This is a genomic window from Paracoccus binzhouensis (genome assembly GCF_016446475.1).
Taxonomy (GTDB): domain Bacteria; phylum Pseudomonadota; class Alphaproteobacteria; order Rhodobacterales; family Rhodobacteraceae; genus Paracoccus; species Paracoccus binzhouensis.
The window spans coordinates 1-22,031 of sequence record NZ_JAEHFP010000012.1 but is presented as its reverse complement, the minus strand read 5'-3'; the positions used below and the strand labels follow the sequence as shown (position 1 = coordinate 22,031).

Sequence of the window (22,031 nt, the reverse complement as noted above, 5' to 3'; positions counted from 1 at the left end):
CCGCAGCCCTCCGCGGACCCAAGTCCGAGGAGAGGCAGATGAAGATCGATCTTGCCCGCCCCCCGATGTCCGTGTTCCACATGCCGGGCCTGCATCCCGGCCTGTCCTACCTGCCGCCGCGCCCCGGCTGGATCCTGCGCCCGGCCCGGGGCGCGCGGGTGCGGCTTTTCGCCGAAAGCGACGACCCGGGGCTGCGCCGCGCGCAGCAGAACGCCATTGACCGCCAGCAGCGCCGGATGCTGGACAGCGTGATGGAGATCAACTGCGCCCCCGTGTTGCTCGAGGACGCGACCTTCCGGAATGGCTTTGCCACGATCGGCGAGCGGGTCTGGCTGAACGGCGCCGCCGGCGGCCGGATGCGCACCCGCTATGACGAGAAGAACCGGGCCGAGTGGCGCCAGTCGCGGCTGCACGATGCCTTCCGGCGCGCGCGGCGTAGCGCCCACCAGCCGCTGCCGGTCTGGAAGGAGCCGGTCGAGGACCTGCCCATCGCCATCGAGCTGAAGAACGGCTTCAACTATTACCATTTCACCGTCGAGACCCTGGGCTGCCTGGCCGCCTTTGCCGATGACGACAGCGGCCAGCCGATCAACCTGCACCTGCCGCAGGACCATGTGCGGGGCTTCATCCCGAATTTCATCGCCGCGGTCTTTCCCGGCATCGCGGATCGCGTGGCCTTCGTCTCGCGCCGGCAGTCCTATGAAAGGGTGCGGGCGCATTACAGCCATCGGCATTACCTCTACCAGACTGGCGACGAACGCATCCGCGCCGCCATCGCCGAACCGGAGGTCGATCCGCGCTGGGCCGGGCAACTGCGCTCGGAATCGCTCTGTTGCAAGACCATCGCCATGGCCTCTTATGACAGCAGCCTGCGGCTGCTGCGCGAACACGCCCTGTGCCAGCTGCCCGCCAGGCTGGTCGGGGAACGGCCGCGCCTGGTCTGGATGGGCCGCGACGAGGGCGGCGAGGCCCGCGCCCGCGGCATTACCGGGCACAAGTCGCTGCTGGCCGAACTCTCCGCCCGCGGCTTCCGGGTGGTGGCTTTCGAGCATCTCAGCCCGCTTGAACAGATCGCGCAGATGCAGGCGGCGGACATCGTGATCGCGCCGCATGGCGCCGGCCTGGCGAACATGGTCTATGCCCGGCCCGGCGCGCTGGTGATCGAGATCGGCACCCGCCAGACGCAGCTGCATCGCTGGGGCGATTTCCTGTCCGCCGCGCATGTCTCGGGCTGCCATTACGATACGGTCTTCGCCGATGTCGCGGGCCTGTCCGACCTGGGGCGGGTGCCGCCCGTCTCGGACGGGTTGCTGGGCGTGCATGTCGGGCGCAACGCCACCCGCCGCATCCTCGAACTGGTGGACGAGGCGCTGGCGCAGGACGCCGCTCAGCCCGTCTCGTCCAGCATGCCGCGCAGTTCGTAGACCAGGTCCAGCGCCTCGCGGGCGCTGATCGTGTCGGGGTTCAGGCCGCGCAGCCGCTCCTCGACCGCCGAGGGCTTCGCCCTGGCCGCGGGTGCCGGCTCCGGGGCGGCGCGGAACAGCGGCAGGTCGTCTAGCAGCGCTGTGGGCTTGCCCGTGCCCTGCCGCTCGCCGTTTTCCAGCTGGTGCAGGATGTCGCGGGCCCGGTCCACCACCGAGGGCGGCAGCCCCGCCAGCCGCGCCACCTGCACGCCATAGGAACGGTCGGCGGCGCCTTTCCTGACCTCGTGCAGGAAGATCACCTCGCCCTCCCATTCGCGCACCGCGACGGTGGCGTTCTCGACGCCGGGCAGGCGGGCCGACAGGCTGGTCATCTCGTGGTAATGGGTGGCGAACAGCGCCCGGCAGCGGTTCTTGCCATGCAGATGCTCCATCACCGCCCAGGCGATCGACAGCCCGTCCCAGGTCGCGGTGCCGCGGCCGATCTCGTCCAGGATCACCAGCGCGTGGTCGTCGGCCTGGTTCAGGATCGCCGCCGTCTCGACCATCTCGACCATGAAGGTGGACCGGCCGCGCGCCAGGTCGTCCGCGGCGCCGACGCGGCTGAAAAGCTGGCTGATCAGGCCGACATGGGCGCGGCGGGCAGGCACGAAGCCGCCGGCCTGGGCCAGGATGGCGATCAGCGCGTTCTGGCGCAGAAAGGTCGATTTTCCGGCCATGTTCGGGCCGGTCAGCAGCCAGATCGCCGGCGTCTCGCCCTCGGTCAGGGCGCAGTCGTTGGCGACGAAAGCCTCGCCCTTGCGCTTGAGCGCGCGTTCCACCACCGGATGCCGGCCGCCCTCGATCACGAAGGCGCGGCTGGCATCGACCTCGGGGCGCACCCAGCCCTCGCCCGAGGCGAGGTCGGCGAAGGCGGCGGTCAGGTCGATCTCGGCCAGCGCGCGGGCGGCCTGGCCGATGGGACCGGCGCGGTCCAGCACGGCGCGGGACAGGCGGGCAAAGATCTCGCGCTCGATCTCCAGCGCCCGGTCGCGGGCGTTGAGGATGCGGGTTTCCAGCTCGGACAGCTCGACCGTGGTGAAGCGGATCTGGTTCGCCGTGGTTTGGCGGTGGATGAAGCGCTCGTTCAGCGGCGGCGCCAGCATCTTCTCGGCATGGGTCGAGGTGGTCTCGATGAAATAGCCCAGCACGTTGTTGTGCTTGATCTTCAGGTTCTGCACCCCGGTCTCGGCGATGTAATCGGCCTGCATGCGGGCGATGACGCCGCGACCCTCGTCGCGCAACCGGCGGGTTTCGTCCAGATCGGCGTCATGGCCCGGCGCGACGAAGCCGCCGTCGCGGGTCAAAAGCGGCGGCTCGGCCACCAGTGCGTCGTCGAGCAGGTCGATCAGGGCGTCATGGCCGGTCAGGTCGCGCGCCGCCTCGGCCAGCACGGCGATCTCATCGTCACCCAGCATGGCGGCGATGGCCGCGCCTTGCGTCAGCCCGGCGCGGATCGCGGCCAGGTCGCGCGGCCCGCCCCGCTCCAGCGCCAGCCGCGACAGCGCCCGGTCCATGTCGGGCGCGCGCGACAGCGCCTCGCGCAGGTCCGCGGTCAGGCGCGGGTCGTCCACCAGATGCGCGACGGCGGCCTGCCGGGCATGGATCTCGGCCAGGTCGCGCGAGGGGGCGCTGATGCGCCGCTCCAGCAGGCGCGCGCCGCCCGCCGTCACCGTGCGGTCGATGGCGGAGAGCAGCGAGCCCTCGCGCCCGCCCGACAGCGCCTGCGTCAGTTCCAGGTTGCGGCGGGTGGCGGCGTCGATCTGCATGGCGCCGCCAGGTGCCTCGCGCACCGGCGGGCGGATCAGCGGCATCCGGCCCTTTTGCGTCAGGTCCAGGTAATCGGCGATGGCGCCCATGGCGGCCAGTTCCGCGCGGGAAAACTGGCCGAAACCGTCCAGCGCCTCGACCTGGAACAATGCGCAGAGCCGGCGCGTGGCGGCGCTGCTGTCGAAGCTGCCGCCCGGCAGTTCGGTCAGCGCCGCGCCGGCCTCGGCGGCGATTTCGGCAAGACCCGAGCCCTCGGCGGCCAGCAATTCGCGGGGGGCGTGGCGGGCGAGTTCGGGGGCCAGCCGCGCGGGCGGGCAGGGCATGACGCGGAAGGCGCCGGTCGAGATGTCGACCCAGGCCAGCGCCGATTCCTCGCGCACCGTGGCGAAGCTCGCCAGGAAATTGTGCCGCCGCGCCTCCAAGAGCGATTCCTCGGTCAGCGTGCCGGGCGTTACCAGCCGCACCACGTCGCGGGCCACCACGGATTTGCTGCCGCGCTTCCTGGCCTCGGCGGGATCCTCCATCTGTTCGGCGATGGCGACACGGAAGCCCTTGCGGATCAGCGTCAGCAGGTAGGACTCAGCCGCATGGACCGGCACGCCGCACATCGGGATCGGCTCGCCCAGATGGGTGCCGCGCCTGGTCAGGGCGATGTCGAGCGCTGCGGCGGCGGCCACCGCGTCCTCGAAGAACATCTCGTAGAAATCGCCCATGCGATAGAACAGCAGCGCGTCGGGATTGGCCTCGCGGATCGCGAGATATTGCGCCATCATCGGGGTGGGTTGATCGCTCATGTCCAGCCTTGTCGCCTGCGGTCCCGTTCTTCTAGGGGATGCGCGGGCCGATGCAAACAGCATGCGGCCAAGTTGCCGCAAGGACGCAAGAATCCCGGTGACAGACGGCTTTCGTTGCGGCATCGTCTGGCGAAAGATACTTGTGAGGCATTGGAATGAAATCCTTGATTCTGGGCGCAATCCTGCTGCCCTTTGCCCAGGGGGCAATGGCGGCCTGTCCGGATGTCTCATTGATGCAGAACGCCGCCCGCGGCTGGATCGCCGGCCAGCGCCTGCCCGACCCGCTGGTGCGCACGGTCGAGGACGGAACCTGCGCCTATGCCGCCTTCCGCAGCATCCTCGAGGCCGAGCTGGGCCCGCCGGTCGGCGTGAAGGTGGGCTTCACCTCGAAGCCGGTGCAGAAGCGGTTCGGGGTGACGGCCCCGGTCGCCGGGGCGCTGTTCGCGCCGATGCTGCTGCCGGACGGGGCGCGGCTCAGCCTGGAAGGCAGCCGGGCGCCGTTCTTCGAAGCCGACCTGGTGGTGACGGTCGGCAGCGCGGCCATCATGCAGGCCCGCACGCGCGAGGAAGTGGCGGCGGCGCTGCGCGACGTGCGGCCCTTCATCGAATTGCCCGACATCGCCCTGCAAAGGGACGTGGCGCCGACCGGGCCGCTGATGGCGGCCTATGGGGTGACGCCCTGGCGCGGCGTGCTGGGGCGCGGCATCGCCATGGCCGAGCTGGCCGATCCGGTCGCGGACCTGGCGGCGCTGACCGTCAACCTGAAGCTGGACGGCAAGAGCGTCGGCACCGGCTCGGGCGAGATGCTGCTGGGCCATCCGCTGGACGTGGTGCTGTGGCTGGTCGAGCAGGGCAGTTACGAGCTGAAGCCCGGCTCGGTCATCTCGCTGGGGTCGCTGGGCACCCTGCATCCCGCCTGGCCCGGCCACCGGGTCGAGGCGGATTACCGCGTCGGCGGCCGGGCGATGAAGGTGGGCGTGACGCTGGTTCCCTGACCTTGGGTCAGGCTGGCCGTTTCGGCAGATCGGGAAAAAACCTTTGCTTTGCGGGGGGCTGTGTCGCAACACTGTCACCCGGGGCCGCTAGGTGGCAGCCAGCCGCCCGAAGCGGGCGTGTTCTGTAACGGAGTTGACCAATGACCATTCAATCGACCGCGGCCGGGCTCGCCGCCCTTGTCGCGCTGGCCGCCTCGGGCGTCGCTTCGGCGCAGGACCTGGCGGCGCTGGAAGAGGCCGCCAAGGCCGAGGGCATGCTGACCACCATCGCGCTGCCGCATGACTGGTGCAACTACGGCGGCGTGATCGAGGGCTTCAAGGCGAAATACCCCGAGATCAAGGTCAACGAGCTGAATCCCGACGCCGGCTCGGCCGATGAGCTGGAGGCGATCCGCGCCAACAAGGACAACAAGGGTCCGCAGGCGCCCGACGTGATCGACGTCGGCCTGTCCTTTGGCCCGCAGGCCAAGGCCGAGGGGCTGATCCAGCCCTACAAGGTCGCGACCTGGGACTCGATCCCCGAGGATGCCAAGGACGCCGAGGGCTATTGGTATGGCGACTATTACGGCGTCATGGCCTTCGGCGTGAACTCGGACCTGATCGACACGGTGCCGAAAACTTGGAAGGACCTGACCAAGCCGGAATATGCCAACGCCTTCGCGCTGGCGGGCGATCCGCGCGCCTCGGCGCAGGCGATCATCTCGGTCATGGCGGCCGGGATCGCCAATGGCGGCGAGCCGGGCGAGGCATCCGGCCAGAAGGGCATGGAGCTGATGGCCGAGGTGAACAAGGCCGGCAATTTCGTCCCGGTGATCGGCAAGTCGGCGACCATCGCCCAGGGCGCGACGCCGATCGTCACCGCCTGGGACTACAACCTGCTTTCCTGGCGCGACAGCCTGAACGGCAATCCGCCGGTCGAGGTGGTGATCCCCGAGGACGGCGTGGTCGCGGGCGTCTATGTCCAGGCGATCTCGGCCTTTGCCCCGCATCCGAACGCGGCCAAGCTGTGGATGGAATACCTCTATTCGGACGAGGGGCAGCTGGGCTGGCTGAAAGGCTATTGCCACCCGATCCGCTTCAATGACCTGGTCGCCAAGGGCAAGGTCCCGCAAGAGATGCTGGACGCGCTGCCCGAGGCCTCGGCCTATGAGAAGGCGATCTTCCCGACGCTGGAACAGCAGGAGGCCAACAAGAAGGTGGTGACCGAGGGCTGGGACAGCGTCGTCGGCGCGGCGGTCAAGGAATAAGGCGCGGCGGCCTCGCCCGACCGGCGGGGCCGCCCCCAACAGGCGAGGCGGAATGAGACGGATCGGCTGGAACTGGCTGGGCGTGCTGCCCTTTTTCGCCTTCGCGGCCCTGTTCCTGGTGCTGCCGACGATGAACATCGTCATCGGCGCCTTCCAGAACCCCGAGGGGGGCCTCACGCTGGCGAACCTTGCCGGGCTTGCCTCGCCGCGGATCGTGGACAGCTTCGCCATCTCGATCAAGGTGTCGCTGGCCTCGGCTGTGCTGGGCTGCCTGATCGGCTTTGCCATGGCGGCGGCGGTGGTCATGGGCGGCGTGCCGCGCTGGATCAAGGCGCCGCTGATGACCTTCTCGGGCGTCGCCTCGAACTTCGCCGGCGTGCCGCTGGCCTTCGCCTTCATCGCCACGCTGGGCCGGGTGGGGCTGGTCACCATGCTGCTGCGGCAATGGTTCGGCATCAACATCTATGCCATGGGCTTCAACCTGCTGAGCTTCTGGGGCCTGACGCTGACCTATCTGTTCTTCCAGATCCCGCTGATGATCCTGATCATCACCCCGGCGCTGGAGGGGCTGAAGCGCGAATGGCGCGAGGCGGCCGAGGTGCTGGGCGCCAGCACCTTCCAATACTGGCGCATGGTGGCGCTGCCGATCCTGTTCCCGTCGCTTCTGGGCACCTTCGCGCTGCTGTTCGCCAACAGTTTCGGGGCGGTGGCGACGGCCTATGCGCTGACCGGCTCGTCGCTGTCCATCGTGCCGATCATGCTGTTCGCGCAGATCCGCGGCGACGTGCTGCAGGACCCGCATCTGGGCTATGCCATGGCCTTTGGCATGATCGTCGTCACCGGCCTGGCGAACCTCGCCTATGTCGTCATGCGCACCCGCGCCGAAAGGTGGATGCGATGAGGCGGGTCTGGTCCTGGGCGGCGCTGATCGTCGGCGGGCTGTATTTCCTGCTGCCGCTGATCGGCACCATCGAATTCTCGCTGCGGATGCGGCGCGGGGAATATTCGCTGGACGCCTATCGTTCCGTGCTGGCGGATGCGGCCTTTCGGCAGACCTTCAGCTATTCGGTGGTCATGGCGCTGCTGACCATCGTGCTGGGCGTGCTGATCGTGGTGCCGACCGCCTATTGGGTGCGGCTGCGCCTGCCGCGGCTGCGCCCGGTGATCGAGTTCATCACCCTGCTGCCACTGGTCATCCCGGCCATTGTCGTGGTCTTCGGCTATATCCGGCTTTACAACACCAGCTCGATCCTGCCGCTCACCGGCACCGCATCCGGCACCAACCTGCTGCTGCTTTGCGGCTATGCCACGCTGGCGCTGCCCTATATGTATCGCGCGGTGGATACCGGGCTGTCGACGCTGGACGTGCGCAGCCTGACCGAGGCCGCGCAATCGCTGGGCGCCGGCTGGGTGCGGATCATCGGCCGGCTGATCCTGCCCAACGTGCTGGGCGCGGTGATGTCGGGCGCCTTCCTGTCCTTCGCCATCGTCATCGGCGAATTCACCATGGCGGCGCTGCTGAACCGCCCGGCCTTCGGGCCCTATATGCAGCTGCTGGGCGCCAACCGCGCCTATGAGCCGGCGGCGCTGGCGGTGATCGCCTTCGCCGTCACCTGGGGCTGCATGGGGCTGATGCAGCTGATCTCCCGCCTGTTCGGCACACGGATTCAACCGACATGAGCTTCCTGACCCTCGACCACCTGCAGAAATCCTTCGGCCCGACCAGGGTCGTCCACGACTTCGACCTGTCGGTGGAAAAGGGCGAGTTCGTGTCGTTCCTGGGCCCTTCGGGCTGCGGCAAGACCACGGTGCTGCGCATGGTGGCGGGGTTCGAGACGCCGACGGCCGGGCGCATCACCATCGACGGCCAGGACGTGACCCGAGCGCGGCCGAACCAGCGCCGCATCGGCATGGTGTTCCAGTCCTATGCGCTGTTCCCCAACCTGACCGTGGCCGAGAATGTCGGCTTCGGCCTGAAGGTCGCCGGCGTCGCACGGGCCGAGCGCGCGGGCCGCGTGGCCGAGATGCTGGAGCTGATCGGCCTGCCGGACCTGGGCGGGCGCTATCCTTGGCAGCTTTCGGGCGGCCAGCAGCAGCGCGTGGCGCTGGCCCGGGCGCTGGCGCCGCGGCCGCGGGTGCTGCTGCTGGACGAGCCGCTGTCGGCGCTGGATGCCAAGATCCGCGTCTCCCTGCGCAACCAGATCCGCGAGATCCAGCAGCAGTTGGGCATCACCACCATCTTCGTCACCCATGACCAGGAGGAGGCGCTGTCGATTTCCGACCGCATCGTGGTCATGCACAAGGGCGTGGCCGACCAGACCGGCACGCCCGCGCAGATCTACAACCAGCCCGCCACCGATTTCGTCGCCGGCTTCGTCGGCACCCTGAACCGTTTCGAGGCCGAGGTGCTGGACCCGGCCCGCGGCCTGGTCCGCGTCGAGGGGGTCGAGATCGCGCTGGACCGCCCCTTGCCCGCCGGCCGCATCACCCTGGCGGCGCGGCCGGAAAGCCTGCGCATCGGCGCCGAGGGCATCCCGGCCGAGATCGCCGGCGTCGAGTTCCTCGGCTCGGTCCAGCGGCTGCGGGCGCGGGCGGCGGGGCGCGAGGTGGTGCTGGACCGCTTCAACGAGCCGGGCGCCGCCCTGCCGCAACCGGGCGAACGGGTGCATCTGGCCGCCGCCCCGGCCGGCTGGCTGGTGCTGGCCGGCTAGGTCCGCGGGCCGGGTCCGCCCAGGCCGTCGCGGCGCAGCGCCAAAGCCTGCCGGACATGGCCGGGCAGGATGGTGAAGCCCTTGGCATAGCGCAAGAACAGCCGCCGCGGATCGGACAGCATGCGCCACAGCCATTCCAGCTTGAGCCTGCGCAGCAGCCCCGGCGCGCGGCGCTGATGGCCCGACAGGAAATCCAGCCCCGCCCCGATCGAGGCGAAGCCGGTATCCCCCAGCGCGTCGCGGGCGCGGATGGCGAAAAGCTCTTGCCGCGGCGCGCCGAGCGCCAGGAAGCACAGCCGCGCGCCCGAGGCGCGGATGCGGGCGATGATCTCGGCGCCTTCCTCGCCCAGCGGATCGAAGGGAAAGCCCGGCGCATGGGTCAGCGCGACGCGCAGGCCGGGGACGGCACGGGTCATGCCCTGCGCGGCGCGCGCCAGCGAGTCGTCGTTGCTGCCGATCAGGGCGACGGGCAGGCCGGCCTGTGCCGCCTCGGCCGCCAGGGGCAGCACCAGGTCCGAGCCGGGGGCCAGCGCCACCGGCCGGCGGGCGATGCGGGACAGCCAGACGATGGGATTGCCGTCGGCGCAGACCAGGTCATGCGCGGCATAGGCGGCGCGAAAGCGGGCATCCTCGCCCAGCCGTTGCAGGTGATCGACGTTCAGCGTGGCGATGGCGAAACCCCGCCCGTCCTGCAGCCGCTGCCGCACCGCTGCCAGAAGCGCCGCGGAATCCCGGCAGTTGATCCGCACGGCGCTGCCGTCGGGAAAGCTGAAAAGCATGATGCGCCTCGGGGGTCGGGCCGGATTTTCCGGCAGGATGTGGCGGCGGCGGCGGGAATGCAACGGCCTTGCCGCCGCCCCGCAGCTACACCGCCTCCGCCCGCGTATCATGGCGGCGCCGGACCCGGCCGATCCGCCGGCGGTTGCGGCCATTCTGCCTAAAAAGGCAGGCATCCGGCCGGTTTTAACGGTTGGTCCGGGGCGTGGAATTCGGTATGCCGGATACGCCTGCCAGTTGTTGAATGATTTATGCCCGCAGGGGCGTTCCACGAGTTGAAAGAGGCACATCCATGGCCTTCGACAAGACCGTCGTTGAGGACAGTGATATCGCTATCGTCGGCATGGCGGCACAATTGCCGGGCGCGGCGGGCGTGGCGGAATACTGGGACAACCTGTGCCGCGGGGTCGAATCGATCCAGCGCCTGTCCCAGGCCGAGCTGCTGGCGCGGGGCGAGTCGCGGGCGCGGATGGCGGATCCGAACTATGTGCCCTCGGCCGGCATCCTCGGGCAGTTCGACGAATTCGATGCCGAATTCTTCGGGCTTTCGCCCAAGGAAGCGGCGATCATGGACCCGCAGCACCGCAAGTTCCTGGAGACCTGCTGGCACGCGCTGGAGGATGCCGCCCACCCGCCCGAGCGTTTTGCCGGCAATATCGGCGTCTGGGCCGGCTGCGGCATGGGCAGCTATTACTACTGGAACGTCTGCTCGAACCGCGACCTGGTCGATGGCGTCGGGCATTTCCTGCTGCGCCATACCGGCAACGACAAGGATTTCCTGTCCACCCGGGTCAGCCATGTCTTCGACCTGAAGGGGCCGTCGGTCAACGTGCAGACCGCCTGCTCGACCTCGCTAGTGGCGATCCACATGGCCTGCCAGTCGCTGCAATCGGGCGAATGCGACATGGCGCTGGCCGGCGGCGTGACCATCGAACTGCCGCACGGTCTGGGCTATCTCTACAAGGAAAACGAGATCCTGTCGCCCGACGGCCATTGCCACGCTTTCGACCACCGCGCGCAGGGCACCGTTTTCGGCAGCGGCGCGGCGGTGGTGGCGCTGCGCCGGCTGCGCGACGCGCTGGCCGACGGCGACCACATCTGGGCGGTCATCAAGGGCTCGGCCATCAACAACGACGGCGCGGCGAAGGCGGGTTATCTGGCCCCCAGCGTCGAGGGGCAGGCGCAGGCGGTGGCCGAGGCGCTGGTGATGGCCGGCGTCTCCTCGGACAGCATCGGCTATGTCGAATGCCACGGCACCGGCACCGCCTTGGGCGACCCGATCGAGGTGGCGGCGCTGAACCAGGCTTACGCCCGCATCTCGGAAGGGACGCGGCAGGGGCCGTGCCGCATCGGCTCGGTCAAGACCAATATCGGCCACCTGGACACCGCGGCGGGCAGCGCCGGGCTGATCAAGTCGGCGCTGGCCGTGCATCACGGCAAGATCCCGCCCAGCCTGAACTATGAGAAGCCCAACCCGGCCATCGACTTCGAGGGCGGGCCGTTCCAGGTCAACGACCGGCTGTCGGACTGGCCGGTGCCGGGGCCGCGCCGCGCCGGGGTGAACTCGCTGGGCGTCGGCGGCACCAATGCGCATGTGATCCTGCAGGAGCCGCCGGCGGCCGAGGCCTCGGGCGAATCCGACTGGCCCTTCCACATCGTCGCCATCTCGGGCCGCAGCAAGGCGGCGCTGGATGCCAACAGCGCCGCGCTGGCGGGCTGGCTGTCGGCCAATCCCGGCGTGGACATGGCCGACCTGTCCTTTACCCTGACCCAGGGCCGGCGGCAGTTCGACCGCCGCCGGGTGCTGGTCGCGCATGATGCGGCCGAGGCGGCGCGGCTTCTGGCCGATCCCGATCCGCTGCTGGTCTTCGATCACCAGCCGGTGGGCGACCCGGCCGAGGCGGTGTTCATGCTGCCCGGCGGCGGCGCGCAATATGCCGGCATGGCGCGCGGGCTCTACGAGACCGAGCCGGTGTTCCGCGAATGGATGGATCGCGGCCTGGATCACATGGCGCAGGCGCATGGCGTGGACCTGCGCGCGCTGTGGCTGCCCGAGCCGGGAGCCGAGGCCGAGGCGGATCGCCGGCTTCTGCAGCCCTCGTTGCAGCTGCCGCTGCTGATGATCACCGAATATGCGCTGGCGCAGCTGTGGATCAGCTGGGGCGTGCAGCCCGCGGCGCTGATCGGTCATTCCATGGGCGAGAATACCGCCGCCTGCATCGCCGGGGTGATGGGCTTTCAGGATTGCATCGGCCTGGTGCGCCTGCGCGGGCTGCTGATGGACCGGGTGCCGGCCGGCGGCATGCTGTCGGTGCCGCTGCCGCCCGAGGAGTTCGCCGCCGAGCTGGCCGAACTGGAACTGGACCTTGCGGCGGTGAACGGGCCGGGCCTGTCGGTGGTCTCGGGCCCCGACGCGGCGCTGGACCGCTTCGCCGCGCGCATGGCGGCGCGCGAGGTGGAATGCCAGCGCATCGCTATCTCCATCGCCGCGCATTCGCGGCTGCTCGAGCTGGTGCTGGGCGAATTCCGCGCCTATCTCGCCTCGATCCCGCTGAACGCGCCGCGGATCCCGATCATCTCGAACCGCTCGGGCCAGCCCTTGACTGCGGCCGAGGCGACCAGCCCCGACTATTGGGTCGCGCATCTGCGCGGCACGGTGCGCTTCGCCGACGGCATCGCGCATCTGGCGCAGGTGCCGGGGCGGGTGTTCGTCGAGGTGGGCCCCGGCCGGGCCATGCAGGCCATGACCAAGGCGCATCCGGCGGTCGCCGCCAACCAGGTGATCTCGACCCTGCGCCACCGTGACCACGCCACCGGCGACGACAGCTATTTCATGGGCGCTCTGGCGCGGTTCTGGGCCTGCGGCGGGCAGATCGACTGGGATCAGGTCTGGGGCGGCGCCCGGCGCCGGCGCCTGTCGCTGCCCGGCTATGCCTTTCAGCGCAAGCGCTATTTCATCGAGCGTTCGGCCAATGCCGCGGCCGAGGTGGCCTCGGAGCTGGCGCGGATCGAGGAACCGGCGCAATGGGGCTGGCGCCCGGCATGGAAGCTGGCCTCGCCGAATATCGAGATCGGGCCGCAGGGGCCGGTCGCGCCGGGCGAGCGGACCTGGCTGGTCTTTGCCGACGACCTGGGCCTTGCCGAGCGCGTGGCCGAGGGGCTGCGGGCGCGCGGCCAGCGCATCGCCGTGGTGCAGGTCGGCGATACCTTCGCCGACAAGGGGGAAGGCCGCTTCCTGCTGCCGGTCGAATCCGATCGCGAGGGCTACGAGATGCTGCTGGCGGCGCTGGCCGCGCAGGAGATGGTGCCGGATCGCATCCTGCATCTGTGGTCGGTGACGCAGGGGGCGAAGTTCCGCCCCGGCTCCAGCCTGCTCAACAGCCAGCTCGAGCGCGGCTTCTTCGGCCTGTTGCATCTGGCGCAGGCCATCGGCGCCGAACTGCCCGATGCGAGGCTGGAGTTGATCGCGGTCTGCAACGACGCGCTGCGCGTCGCGGACGAACCGGCGCCGGTGCCGGAAAAGGCCACCGCCGCCGGCCCGATCCGGGTGATGCCGCATGAGATGCCGAATGTCTCGGCCCGTCTGGTGGACATCCGCCTGCCGGCCAAGGGGGGCCTGGACACGCTGGCCGCCAACCTGCTGGAGGAGGCGCTGGCCCCCTCGGGCGCTGCCGTCGCCGCCTGGCGCGACGGGCGCCGCTTTGAACAAAGCCTTGAAAAGGTTGCGCTGGAGGATGACGGCATGGCCGCCATCCCGCAGGGCGCCGCCTGCCTGATCACCGGCGGCTTCGGCGGCATCGGCCAGGCCATCGCCCGCGAGCTGGCGCAGCGCGGCGGGGCGAAACTGGCGCTGACCACGCGCGGCCGGGTGGATTCGCCTGCCGTTATCGCCTCGCTGCGGCAGCTGGAATCGCTGGGGGCCGAGGTGCTGGCGATCCGCGCCGACGTGACCAGCCCCGAGGACATGGCCCGCGCCGTGGCCGAGACCAAGGCGCGCTTCGGCAGCCTCGACGTGGTGCTGCACGCTGCCGGCGTGATCCGCGACAGCCTGATCGCCGCCAAGACCGACGACGACGCCTGGGACGTGCTGGCGCCGAAACTGCTGGGCACCCGCGCGCTGATCGAGGCGCTGGCCGGGGATCCGGCGAAGCTGACGGTGCTGTTCTCCTCGACCTCCTCGGTGATCGCGCCGGCGGGGCAGGCGGATTACGTCGCCGCCAACGAATACCTGAACGCAGTGGCGCGCTCGGCGCCGCCGGCGCTGGGGCGCGCGGTCGCGGTCAACTGGGGCGTCTGGGCCGATGCCGGCATGGCGGCGCGGGCGATGGGGCTGGACACCGCATCCGCCGTCGCCGTGCCGCAGGGGCGGCCGCTGCTGGACGACAGCCTGCCGGTTCCGGGCGGGCGCGAGTTCCGCAGCACCCTGCGGATCGAGGACTGGATCATCGGCGGCCACAAGACCGCCGCGGGCCAGGCGCTGATGCCCGGCACCGGCTGGATCGAACTGGTCTCCGAGGCGGCGCTGGAATCCGGCCTGTCGCTGCCCATCGTGATCCGCGACCTGGAGTTTCGCCGGCCGCTGCTGGTGACGGACAAGGCCATGGTGACGACGCGGGTGACGCCCGAGGGCGATGCGATGCGCATCGACATCCTGGACGACCCGCAGGGCGATCCGAACGTCACCGCGCTGGTCGGCCGGCTGGACGCGCCCGCGCCCGCGCCGCTGGCGGTTGCGGGCGGCTGGGACCAGGACGGGCAGGGCGCGGCGCTGCCTTCGGCGCAGGAACGGCAGATGGCGTTCGGCCCGCGCTGGAAGGTGCTGCGCCGCTTCCGCATCGCTGAGGGCGAAGGCGTGGCCGAGCTGTCGCTGGCGCCGGAATTCGCCGGCGAGGCGGGCGAGTGGCTGGCGCATCCGGCCCTGCTGGATATCGCCACCGGCTGGGCCATGGCGCTGATCAAGGGCTGGTCGCCCGATCACCTGTGGGTGCCGATGGGCTATCGCTCGATCCGGCTCTACGCGCCCTTGCCGGAGCAGGTGACCAGCCGCATCCGCAACGCGGGCGAGAATACCGATGCCCAGGGCATGGCGCAGTTCGACATCACCCTGGCCGGGCCCGACGGCACGATTGTTGCGGAAATCAAGGGCTTCGCGCTGCGGAAGCTCTCGGCCGCGATCTCGGCCCAGCCGCAGCGGGCGGCCGCCCCGCGCAGCCTGTCGCCGGCCGAGCGGCGCCTGCAGCACAATATCAGCCAGGGCATCCCGGCGGCCATCGGCCCCTCGATGCTGAGCCGGGCGATCTCGACCGGGCTGGCGCAGGTCTATGTCTCGTCGCTGGACCTGAACACGCTGATCCTTGAGGCCGGCGTGGTCGAGGATGCCGCGCCCAGCGAGGGCGGCTTCGAGCGCCCCGATCTCGACAGCGATTTCGTCGAGCCGGCGCCCGGCACCCAGGCCGAACTGGCCGCGATCTGGTCCGAGCTGCTGGGCATCGCCCAGGTCGGTGCCGTGGACAGCTTCTTCGACCTGGGCGGCCATTCGCTGATCGCGGTGCGCATGTTCGGCCAGCTCCGCAAGGCATTCGGCGTGGACCTGCCGATCTCGACTCTGTTCGAGGCGCCGACCATCGCCCAGCTTGCCGCGCTGGTCGAGGAACGCACCGGCCCGCGCGAGCTGGTCTCGCCCGACAACGTGCGCGCACTGCCGGTCTCGGCCCGGCCGCGCTTCCGTTTCCTCGTCGATATGGGCGGGCGGGGCGAAGGCACGCCCTTTTTCATGGTCGCCGGCATGTTCGGCAATATCATGAACCTGCGCCAGCTGGCGCAGCGGCTGGGGCCGGATCGCCGCTTCTGGGGCATCCAGGCGCGCGGCCTTCTGGGCGACGACAAGCCGCACGAGGATTTCGCCGAGGCGGCCCGCGACTATATCGAGGAACTGCGCCAGGTGCAGCCGACCGGGCCCTATCTGATCGGCGGTTTCTCGGGCGGCGGGCTGACGGCCTATGAGATGGCGCGGCAGCTGCGCGCGGCGGGCGAGGAGGTGGCGATGCTGGTCATGCTCGACACGCCCTTGCCGCAGCGCGAGCCGGTCAGCCGCAAGGACCGACTGGCGATCCGCCTGGGCGAGTTGCGCGAGGGCGGACCGGGCTTCGTCTGGAAATGGCTGCGCGACCGCGTCGCCTATGAGTTCCAGCGCCGCAGCAAGGCCAGGGCCGTCGAGGCCGAGGTGTCGGCCGAGGCGACCGGCGCCTTCCACGACTTGGCCATCGAGGCCGCTTTCCTGGCGGCGCTGCCCGGCTTGCAGCTTTCGGTCTGGGATGGGCCGGTGGCGCTGTTCCGGCCGCCGCTCGACCGGCGCTGGAAGGTGACCGGCGGGCGCTGGATCAATTCCGGCCGGGATTACGTCATCGAGGACAATGGCTGGACGCCCTGGATGCCGGGCCTGCGGGTGATCGAGGTGCCGGGTGACCACGATTCCATGGTGCTGGAGCCGAACGTGCGCCGCCTCGCCTCGGTTCTGCGCGAGATCCTGCGCGAAGCCGATGCCGCGGCGCAGGCCCCGGCCGGGATCAGGGCGGCCGAGTGACCATGGCCCAGGATGCGCCCCCGCCCAGCGTGCATGTCGTGGTGCTGAACTGGCGCACGCCAGAGATGTCCCTGCAGGCCGCCGAGGCCGCGTTGCGCGAAATGGCCGGCCTCGACGGCGGGTTGACCCTGGTGGATAACGATTCCGGCGATGGCAGCCATGAGGCGATGCAGGAGGCGGTGCGGGCGCGCGGCTGGCCGGCGGACCGGGTCGCCGTCGTGCAGTCGGGCTGGAACGGCGGCTTCGGCGCCGGCAACAACCATGGCATCCGCCAGGGCCTGCCGGACAGGCGCCGCGCCGATCTGGTCTATCTGCTGAATTCGGACGCGATTCCGCAGCCCGGCGCGATCCGGGCGCTGGTCGACTATCTGGCTGCGCATCCGCGGGCCGGGATCGCCTGCTCGCGCCTGCGCGGCATCGACGATGTGCCGCATACCACCGCCTTCCGCTTTCCCACCGCGCTTGGCGAGTTCGAATCGGAAAGCCGCACCGGCCCGATCTCGCGCCTGCTGCACCGCCGGGCCGTCTCGTTGCCGCAGCCCGAGACATCGGGTCGCGTGGACTGGTCGGCCGGGGCGTCGATGATGATCCGCATGGATGTGCTGGACCGAATCGGTCTCTTCGACGAGGGCTTCTTCCTTTACTACGAGGAGACCGACCTGTGCCGCCGCGCGGCGCTGGCGGGCTGGCAGACCCATTACGTCGTCGAAAGCCTGGTGCTGCATATCGGTTCGGTCAGCACCGGCATGAAGGAATGGAAGCGGCCGCCGGATTACTGGTACGATTCCCGGCGCCGCTATTTCGAGAAGCATCATGGGCGGCTGGGCGCGCTTTGGGCCACGCTTGCCCATCTGGGCGGCGCGGGGGTGTATCGCCTGCGCTGCCTTCTGTCGGGGCGCAGGCCGGATGGACCGCCGGGCCATCTGGCGCATCTGCTGCGTCACGCCCTTCGTGTTCAGCCAAAGCCCGTTCATGTTGAAAAGGGTAAGCCATGACGCAATTTTCCGCGATTCTGGTGGGTAACGAATCTCTCTTGCGCCACGCGGCCGAGACGCTGCTGGCGCGCGGGCATCGCGTCGCCGCGGTGGTGACGCGCAATCCCGACCTGCGGGACTGGGCGCAGGGCGCGGGGCTCGCGGTCGAGGATCAGGACGCGCCGCTGCCTGCCGGTGCGCCCTCTGCCGACTGGCTGTTCAGCGTCGCCAACCTGTCGATCCTGCGTCCCGAGATGCTGGCGCGCGGCCGGCTGGGCGCGATCAACTTCCATGACGGGCCGCTGCCGCGGCTGGCGGGGCTGAACGCCCCGGTCTGGGCGATCATCGGCGGCGAGGCCCGGCACGGCGTCACCTGGCACATGATCGAGGGCGGCGTGGACGAGGGCGACATCCTGGCCCAGACCCTGTTCGAGATCCGCCCCGACGATACCGCCCTGACCCTGAACGCCCGCTGCTTCGCCCGCGGGGCGGAAAGCTTTTCCGAGGTGGTGGCGCAGCTGGAAGGGGCCGGCCCGCAGCGGGTGAAACAGGACCTGTCGCAGCGCAGCTATGTCGGCCGGGACAAGCGCCCCGAGGCCGCGGGCGTGATCGACTTCACCCAGCCGGCCGGGCGCATCTGCGCGCTGGTGCGGGGGCTCGACCATGGCGGCTACTGGAACCCGCTGACCGAGGCCAAGGTTCGGCTGGCCGATGGCCGGGTGCTGGCGGTCGCCGCCTCGGCCGGGACCGAGCCGGCCAGCGCCGCGCCGGGCACCGTGCTGGCCCATCACGGCGATATCGCCACCATCGCTGCCGGCGATGCGGCGATCCGGCTGGTCTTTCGCGGCGAGCTGCCTCCGCTTGGCACGGTGATCCCGGCGCTGGCCGCCGAGGAGCGCACGCGGCTGACCGATCTGGCCGCGCAGGCGGCGAAGCATGACGGCTTCTGGCGGGGCTGGCTGGCGCGGATGAACCCGGCGGTGCTTCCGGGCGAGGGCTCGGGCGCGACGCAACGCCTGCCGCTGCTGCCCGGCGATGCGCCCGAGCGCATCGCGCTGGCCGCGGCGCTGCTGGCGCGGCTGGCCGGTCAGGCCGAACTCGACCTGGCGCTGCGGCCGCAAGGCCAGCCCGAGGCGACGGGGATCGTCGCCGACTGGCAGCCGCTGGCCGTCGAGGCGCCGGGCGACCGGAGCCTGGCCGATCTGGGGCAGGCGCTGGCGGCGCAGATCGCCGATCAGGCGCAGCGCGGCTTCTTCATGGCCGACCTGCTGCATCGCGCGCCCGAACTGCGCGACATGGCCACGCCGGACCTGGCGATCAGCCTCGATGCCGGCGGCCCGGTCAAGGGTGCGGCGCTGACCGTGACCCTGACCGCGGAGGGCGCCTGGCTGGACCACGACCCGGCCCGCGTCACCTCCGCGCAGGCACAGCGGCTGGCCCGGGCGCTGGACGGCGGCCTGGCGCTGCCCGGCTCCACGGCGCTGCGCGACATCCCCCTGATGGACGCGGGTGAGCGCGAGGAGCTGCTGGTCGGCCGCAACGCCACGCAGCTGGACGTGCGGCTGGCCTGCATTCACGAGTTGATCGCGGGAAAGGCCGCCGAGAACCCCGATGCGGTGGCGCTGGCCTTCGAGGATCACAGCCTGACCCGCGGCCAGCTGGACCGCGCCGCCAATGCGCTGGCCGAAAAGCTGGTGGCGATGGGCGTCGGCCCGGACCAGCCGGTCGGGCTGTTCGCGAAACGCTCGCCCGAGCTGGTGATCGGCGCGCTGGCGATCTGGAAGGCGGGCGGCGCCTATGTGCCGCTGGACCCGGATTATCCCGTCGAGCGCGTCGAGCTTTACCTCGAGGATTCGGCCGCCCGGGTGGTGCTGGTTCAGGGCGGTCTGGCCGACAGGCTGCCGGCGCATGGCGCGCAGGTGGTGGCCATTCCGACCGACCTGCCGCATGGCATGGTCGCGGCGCCGGTCAACCATGCCGGGCCGGAAAACCTGGCCTATCTGATCTACACTTCGGGCTCGACCGGCCGTCCCAAGGGGGTGATGGTCGAGCATCGCAACGTCGCGAATTTCTTCGCCGGCATGGATGCGGTGATTCCGCACCAGCAGGGCGATGCCTGGCTGGCGGTCACGAGTCTTTCCTTCGACATCTCGGTGCTGGAGATCTTCTGGTCGCTGGCGCGGGGCCTGAAACTGGTGATCGCGGGCGAGGAATCGCGGCTCGCCGTCTCCTCGGCGCCCGCGCAGCCGCGGCGCGAGGTTTCGGGCGGCATGGATTTCAGCCTGTTCTACTGGGGCAATGACGATGGGCCGGGGCCGAAGAAATACCAGCTTCTGCTGGAGGGCGCGCGCTTTGCCGACCAGAACGGCTTCGTTGCGGTCTATACGCCCGAGCGGCATTTCCACGCCTTCGGCGGTCCCTATCCGAACCCGGCCGTTTCGGGCGCGGCGGTGGCGGCGGTGACGAAGAACGTCGCCGTGCGCGCCGGCAGCTGCGTGCTGCCCTTGCATCACCCGGCCCGCGTGGCCGAGGAATGGGCGGTGATCGACAACCTGACCTCGGGCCGGGCGGGGCTGGCCATCGCCTCGGGCTGGCAGCCGGACGATTTCGTGCTGCGTCCGGAAAACGCGCCGCCGAACAACAAGACCGCGCTGGCCCAGGGGATCGATCAGCTCCGCCGGCTGTGGCGCGGCGAGGCGGTCGAGTTTCCGCGCAAGGACGGCAGCCTGTTCGGCGTGGTGACGCAGCCGCGTCCGGTGCAGAAGGAATTGCCGCTGTGGATGACCGTCGCCGGAAACCCGGAAACCTGGCTCGAGGCCGGGCGGCTGGGCATGAACGTGCTGACCCACCTGCTGGGGCAAAGCATCGACACGGTCGCGGCCCGGATCAAGGATTACCACGCCGCGCTGCGCGAGGCCGGCCATGACCCGGCGCGCTTCACCGTCACGCTGATGCTGCATACCTGCCTGGCCGAGGATCGCGAGACGGCGCGCGAGATCGCCCGCGAGCCGATGAAGAACTACCTGCGCAGCGCCGCGGCGCTGGTCAAGCAATATGCCTGGGATTTCCCGGCCTTCCGCCGCCCGGCGGGCATGACCAACCCGATGGCCATCGACCTGGGCTCGCTTTCCGAGGAGGAGCTGGACGGCATCCTGGAATTCGCTTTCCTGCGCTATTTCGAGGATTCGGGCCTGTTCGGCTCGCTTCAGGACGGCATCGCCCGGGTCGAGCAGCTGAAGGCCATCGGCGTGGGCGAGATCGCCTGCCTGATCGACTATGGCATCGCCCCCGAGCAGGTCATGGCCGGCTTCCCGCTGCTGGCGCGGCTGCGGGCCGAGGTGAACCCGCATGGCGCCGAGCCCGAGGAGGGCGATTTCTCGATCGCGGCGCAGATCCGGCGCTGGAAGGTCACGCATCTGCAATGCACGCCCAGCATGGCGCGCATCCTGGTCTCGGACCCGCAGGTGGCGGCGGCGATGGCCGGGCTGACATGCGTGATGGTGGGGGGCGAGGCGCTGCTGCCCTCGCTTCTGGCCGAAATCAGGGCGGCGACGCGGGCGCGGGTGCTGAACATGTATGGCCCGACCGAGACGACGATCTGGTCCACGGTGGCCGACCTGTCCGATGCGGTCGAGGTGACGCTGGGCCGGCCGATCGCCAATACCCAGCTTTACGTTCTGGACGCGGACGGCGCGCCGGTCCCCCCCGGCGCGCAGGGCGAGCTGTGGATCGGCGGCCATGGCGTCGCGCGCGGCTATTGGCGGCGCGAGGACCTGACGGCGGCGGCCTTCCGGCCCGATCCCTTCGTGCCCGCGGATCGCGGCGCGCCTTGGGGGGCGCGCATGTATCGCACCGGCGATCTGGTGCGCTGGCGCGAAGATGGGGGCCTCGACTATATCGGCCGGGCCGACCACCAGGTGAAACTGCGCGGCTTCCGCATCGAACTGGGCGAGATCGAGGCGCAGCTGGCCGCCCAGCCCGGCGTGCGCGAGGCGGTGGCGCTGGTGCGCGAGGATGCGCCCGGCGACAAGCGGCTGGTGGCATATGTCACCGGCGCGGGCGATCTGTGCGAGAAGGGGCTGCGCGAGGCGCTGCTGGCGCATCTGCCGGCGCATATGGTGCCGGGGCGGATCGTGCGGCTGGAAAAGATGCCGCTGACCCCGAACCGCAAGATCGACCGCAAGCATCTGCCGGTGCCGGGGGCCGTCGCCTCCGCTCCGGTGGCGGCGCCGACCGTCGAGGCCGCCACCGCTGTCGCCGCCAACGCCCCGACCGAGGATCTGGCGCAGGCGGTGCAGGCGCTGTGGTCCGAGGTGCTGGGCGTCGAGCAGATCGGCCCGCGCGACAACTTCTTCGCCTTGGGCGGGCATTCGCTGCTGGCGATCCAGCTGCACCGGACCATGCGCGACCGGCTGGCGCTGCCGCGGCTGGGGGTGACGGATATCTTCCGCTTCCCGGTCATGGCGGATTTCCTGAAGCACGTCGCCTCGCTGGCGCCGGCGAACAATGTTGCTCCGGCGGTGGCGGTTTCGGTCCCTGTGGCGCCTGTGCGCCCCGAGCCCGAGCCGGTCGGGGCAGCCGACGATGCCATGGCCCGGCGCCGGGCCTTGCGGGCGCAATTGCGCGGCGGACGGTGAGCGGGCCGATGACCGGGCCGACGGCGCTCGAGGCGCTGGCCCGCCGGCTGCTGCCCGCGGGCCATGGCTGCGCGGTGCTGCCG

The 22,031-nt window shown here is 70.4% G+C and carries 11 protein-coding genes; 9 read left to right on the top strand and 2 right to left on the bottom strand.

Annotation, left to right across the window (positions count from 1 at the left end; genetic code table 11):
- Positions 1-38: 38 nt before the first annotated feature.
- Complete coding sequence (locus I9P22_RS05330; protein ID WP_199258320.1) at positions 39-1,424, top strand: glycosyltransferase 61 family protein; 1,386 nt, start codon at positions 39-41, stop codon at positions 1,422-1,424.
- Here the strand turns inward: I9P22_RS05330 and mutS are convergent.
- Entirely contained in the window at positions 1,388-4,024 is a 2,637-nt protein-coding gene (gene mutS / locus I9P22_RS05325) for a DNA mismatch repair protein MutS (protein WP_199258319.1), read from the bottom strand. The genes I9P22_RS05330 and mutS overlap by 37 nt on opposite strands.
- A gap of 155 nt (positions 4,025-4,179) precedes the next feature.
- On the opposite strand from mutS, the gene I9P22_RS05320 reads away from it, so the two are divergent.
- From I9P22_RS05320 to I9P22_RS05300, 5 genes are all read left to right on the top strand, one after another.
- Positions 4,180-5,019 (top strand): 2-keto-4-pentenoate hydratase, encoded by an 840-nt coding sequence (locus I9P22_RS05320; RefSeq protein ID WP_199258318.1) that lies wholly within the window; start codon positions 4,180-4,182, stop codon positions 5,017-5,019.
- 140 nt (positions 5,020-5,159) lie between these two features.
- On the top strand, positions 5,160-6,266 hold the full coding sequence (locus I9P22_RS05315; protein ID WP_199258317.1) for an ABC transporter substrate-binding protein: 1,107 nt from the start codon (positions 5,160-5,162) through the stop codon (positions 6,264-6,266).
- 52 nt (positions 6,267-6,318) lie between these two features.
- Positions 6,319-7,167: an ABC transporter permease gene (locus tag I9P22_RS05310; RefSeq protein WP_199258316.1), complete on the top strand. Its 849-nt coding sequence runs from the start codon at positions 6,319-6,321 to the stop codon at positions 7,165-7,167.
- Positions 7,164-7,946: an ABC transporter permease gene (locus I9P22_RS05305; RefSeq protein ID WP_199258315.1), complete on the top strand. Its 783-nt coding sequence runs from the start codon at positions 7,164-7,166 to the stop codon at positions 7,944-7,946. Before I9P22_RS05310 ends, I9P22_RS05305 begins: the two co-directional genes overlap by 4 nt.
- Positions 7,943-8,977, top strand: coding sequence for an ABC transporter ATP-binding protein (locus tag I9P22_RS05300; protein WP_199258314.1), 1,035 nt, complete (start codon positions 7,943-7,945; stop codon positions 8,975-8,977). The genes I9P22_RS05305 and I9P22_RS05300 overlap by 4 nt, the downstream gene beginning before the upstream one ends.
- On the opposite strand, the gene I9P22_RS05295 is transcribed toward I9P22_RS05300, so the two are convergent.
- A complete protein-coding gene (locus tag I9P22_RS05295; protein WP_199258313.1) occupies positions 8,974-9,756 on the bottom strand; it encodes a WecB/TagA/CpsF family glycosyltransferase in 783 nt (260 codons plus the stop codon). The genes I9P22_RS05300 and I9P22_RS05295 overlap by 4 nt on opposite strands.
- Before the next feature lie 290 nt (positions 9,757-10,046).
- On the opposite strand from I9P22_RS05295, the gene I9P22_RS05290 reads away from it, so the two are divergent.
- From I9P22_RS05290 to I9P22_RS05280, 3 genes are read left to right on the top strand one after another with little or no spacing between them, the layout of a single operon-like run.
- Complete coding sequence (locus I9P22_RS05290) at positions 10,047-16,337, top strand: type I polyketide synthase (protein ID WP_199258312.1); 6,291 nt, start codon at positions 10,047-10,049, stop codon at positions 16,335-16,337.
- Between the two features lie 2 nt (positions 16,338-16,339).
- Positions 16,340-17,332, top strand: coding sequence for a glycosyltransferase family 2 protein (locus I9P22_RS05285; protein ID WP_199258352.1), 993 nt, complete (start codon positions 16,340-16,342; stop codon positions 17,330-17,332).
- Positions 17,329-21,948, top strand: a complete 4,620-nt coding sequence (locus tag I9P22_RS05280) for a MupA/Atu3671 family FMN-dependent luciferase-like monooxygenase (protein WP_199258311.1) — start codon at positions 17,329-17,331, stop codon at positions 21,946-21,948. Before I9P22_RS05285 ends, I9P22_RS05280 begins: the two co-directional genes overlap by 4 nt.
- Positions 21,949-22,031 lie beyond the last annotated feature (83 nt).

Coding starts and splice junctions, on each gene's coding strand:
- I9P22_RS05330 (WP_199258320.1), top strand. CDS start 39: ATGAAGATCGATCTTGCCCGCCCCCCGATGTCCGTGTTCCACATGCCG.
- mutS (WP_199258319.1), bottom strand. CDS start 4,024: ATGAGCGATCAACCCACCCCGATGATGGCGCAATATCTCGCGATCCGC.
- I9P22_RS05320 (WP_199258318.1), top strand. CDS start 4,180: ATGAAATCCTTGATTCTGGGCGCAATCCTGCTGCCCTTTGCCCAGGGG.
- I9P22_RS05315 (WP_199258317.1), top strand. CDS start 5,160: ATGACCATTCAATCGACCGCGGCCGGGCTCGCCGCCCTTGTCGCGCTG.
- I9P22_RS05310 (WP_199258316.1), top strand. CDS start 6,319: ATGAGACGGATCGGCTGGAACTGGCTGGGCGTGCTGCCCTTTTTCGCC.
- I9P22_RS05305 (WP_199258315.1), top strand. CDS start 7,164: ATGAGGCGGGTCTGGTCCTGGGCGGCGCTGATCGTCGGCGGGCTGTAT.
- I9P22_RS05300 (WP_199258314.1), top strand. CDS start 7,943: ATGAGCTTCCTGACCCTCGACCACCTGCAGAAATCCTTCGGCCCGACC.
- I9P22_RS05295 (WP_199258313.1), bottom strand. CDS start 9,756: ATGCTTTTCAGCTTTCCCGACGGCAGCGCCGTGCGGATCAACTGCCGG.
- I9P22_RS05290 (WP_199258312.1), top strand. CDS start 10,047: ATGGCCTTCGACAAGACCGTCGTTGAGGACAGTGATATCGCTATCGTC.
- I9P22_RS05285 (WP_199258352.1), top strand. CDS start 16,340: ATGGCCCAGGATGCGCCCCCGCCCAGCGTGCATGTCGTGGTGCTGAAC.
- I9P22_RS05280 (WP_199258311.1), top strand. CDS start 17,329: ATGACGCAATTTTCCGCGATTCTGGTGGGTAACGAATCTCTCTTGCGC.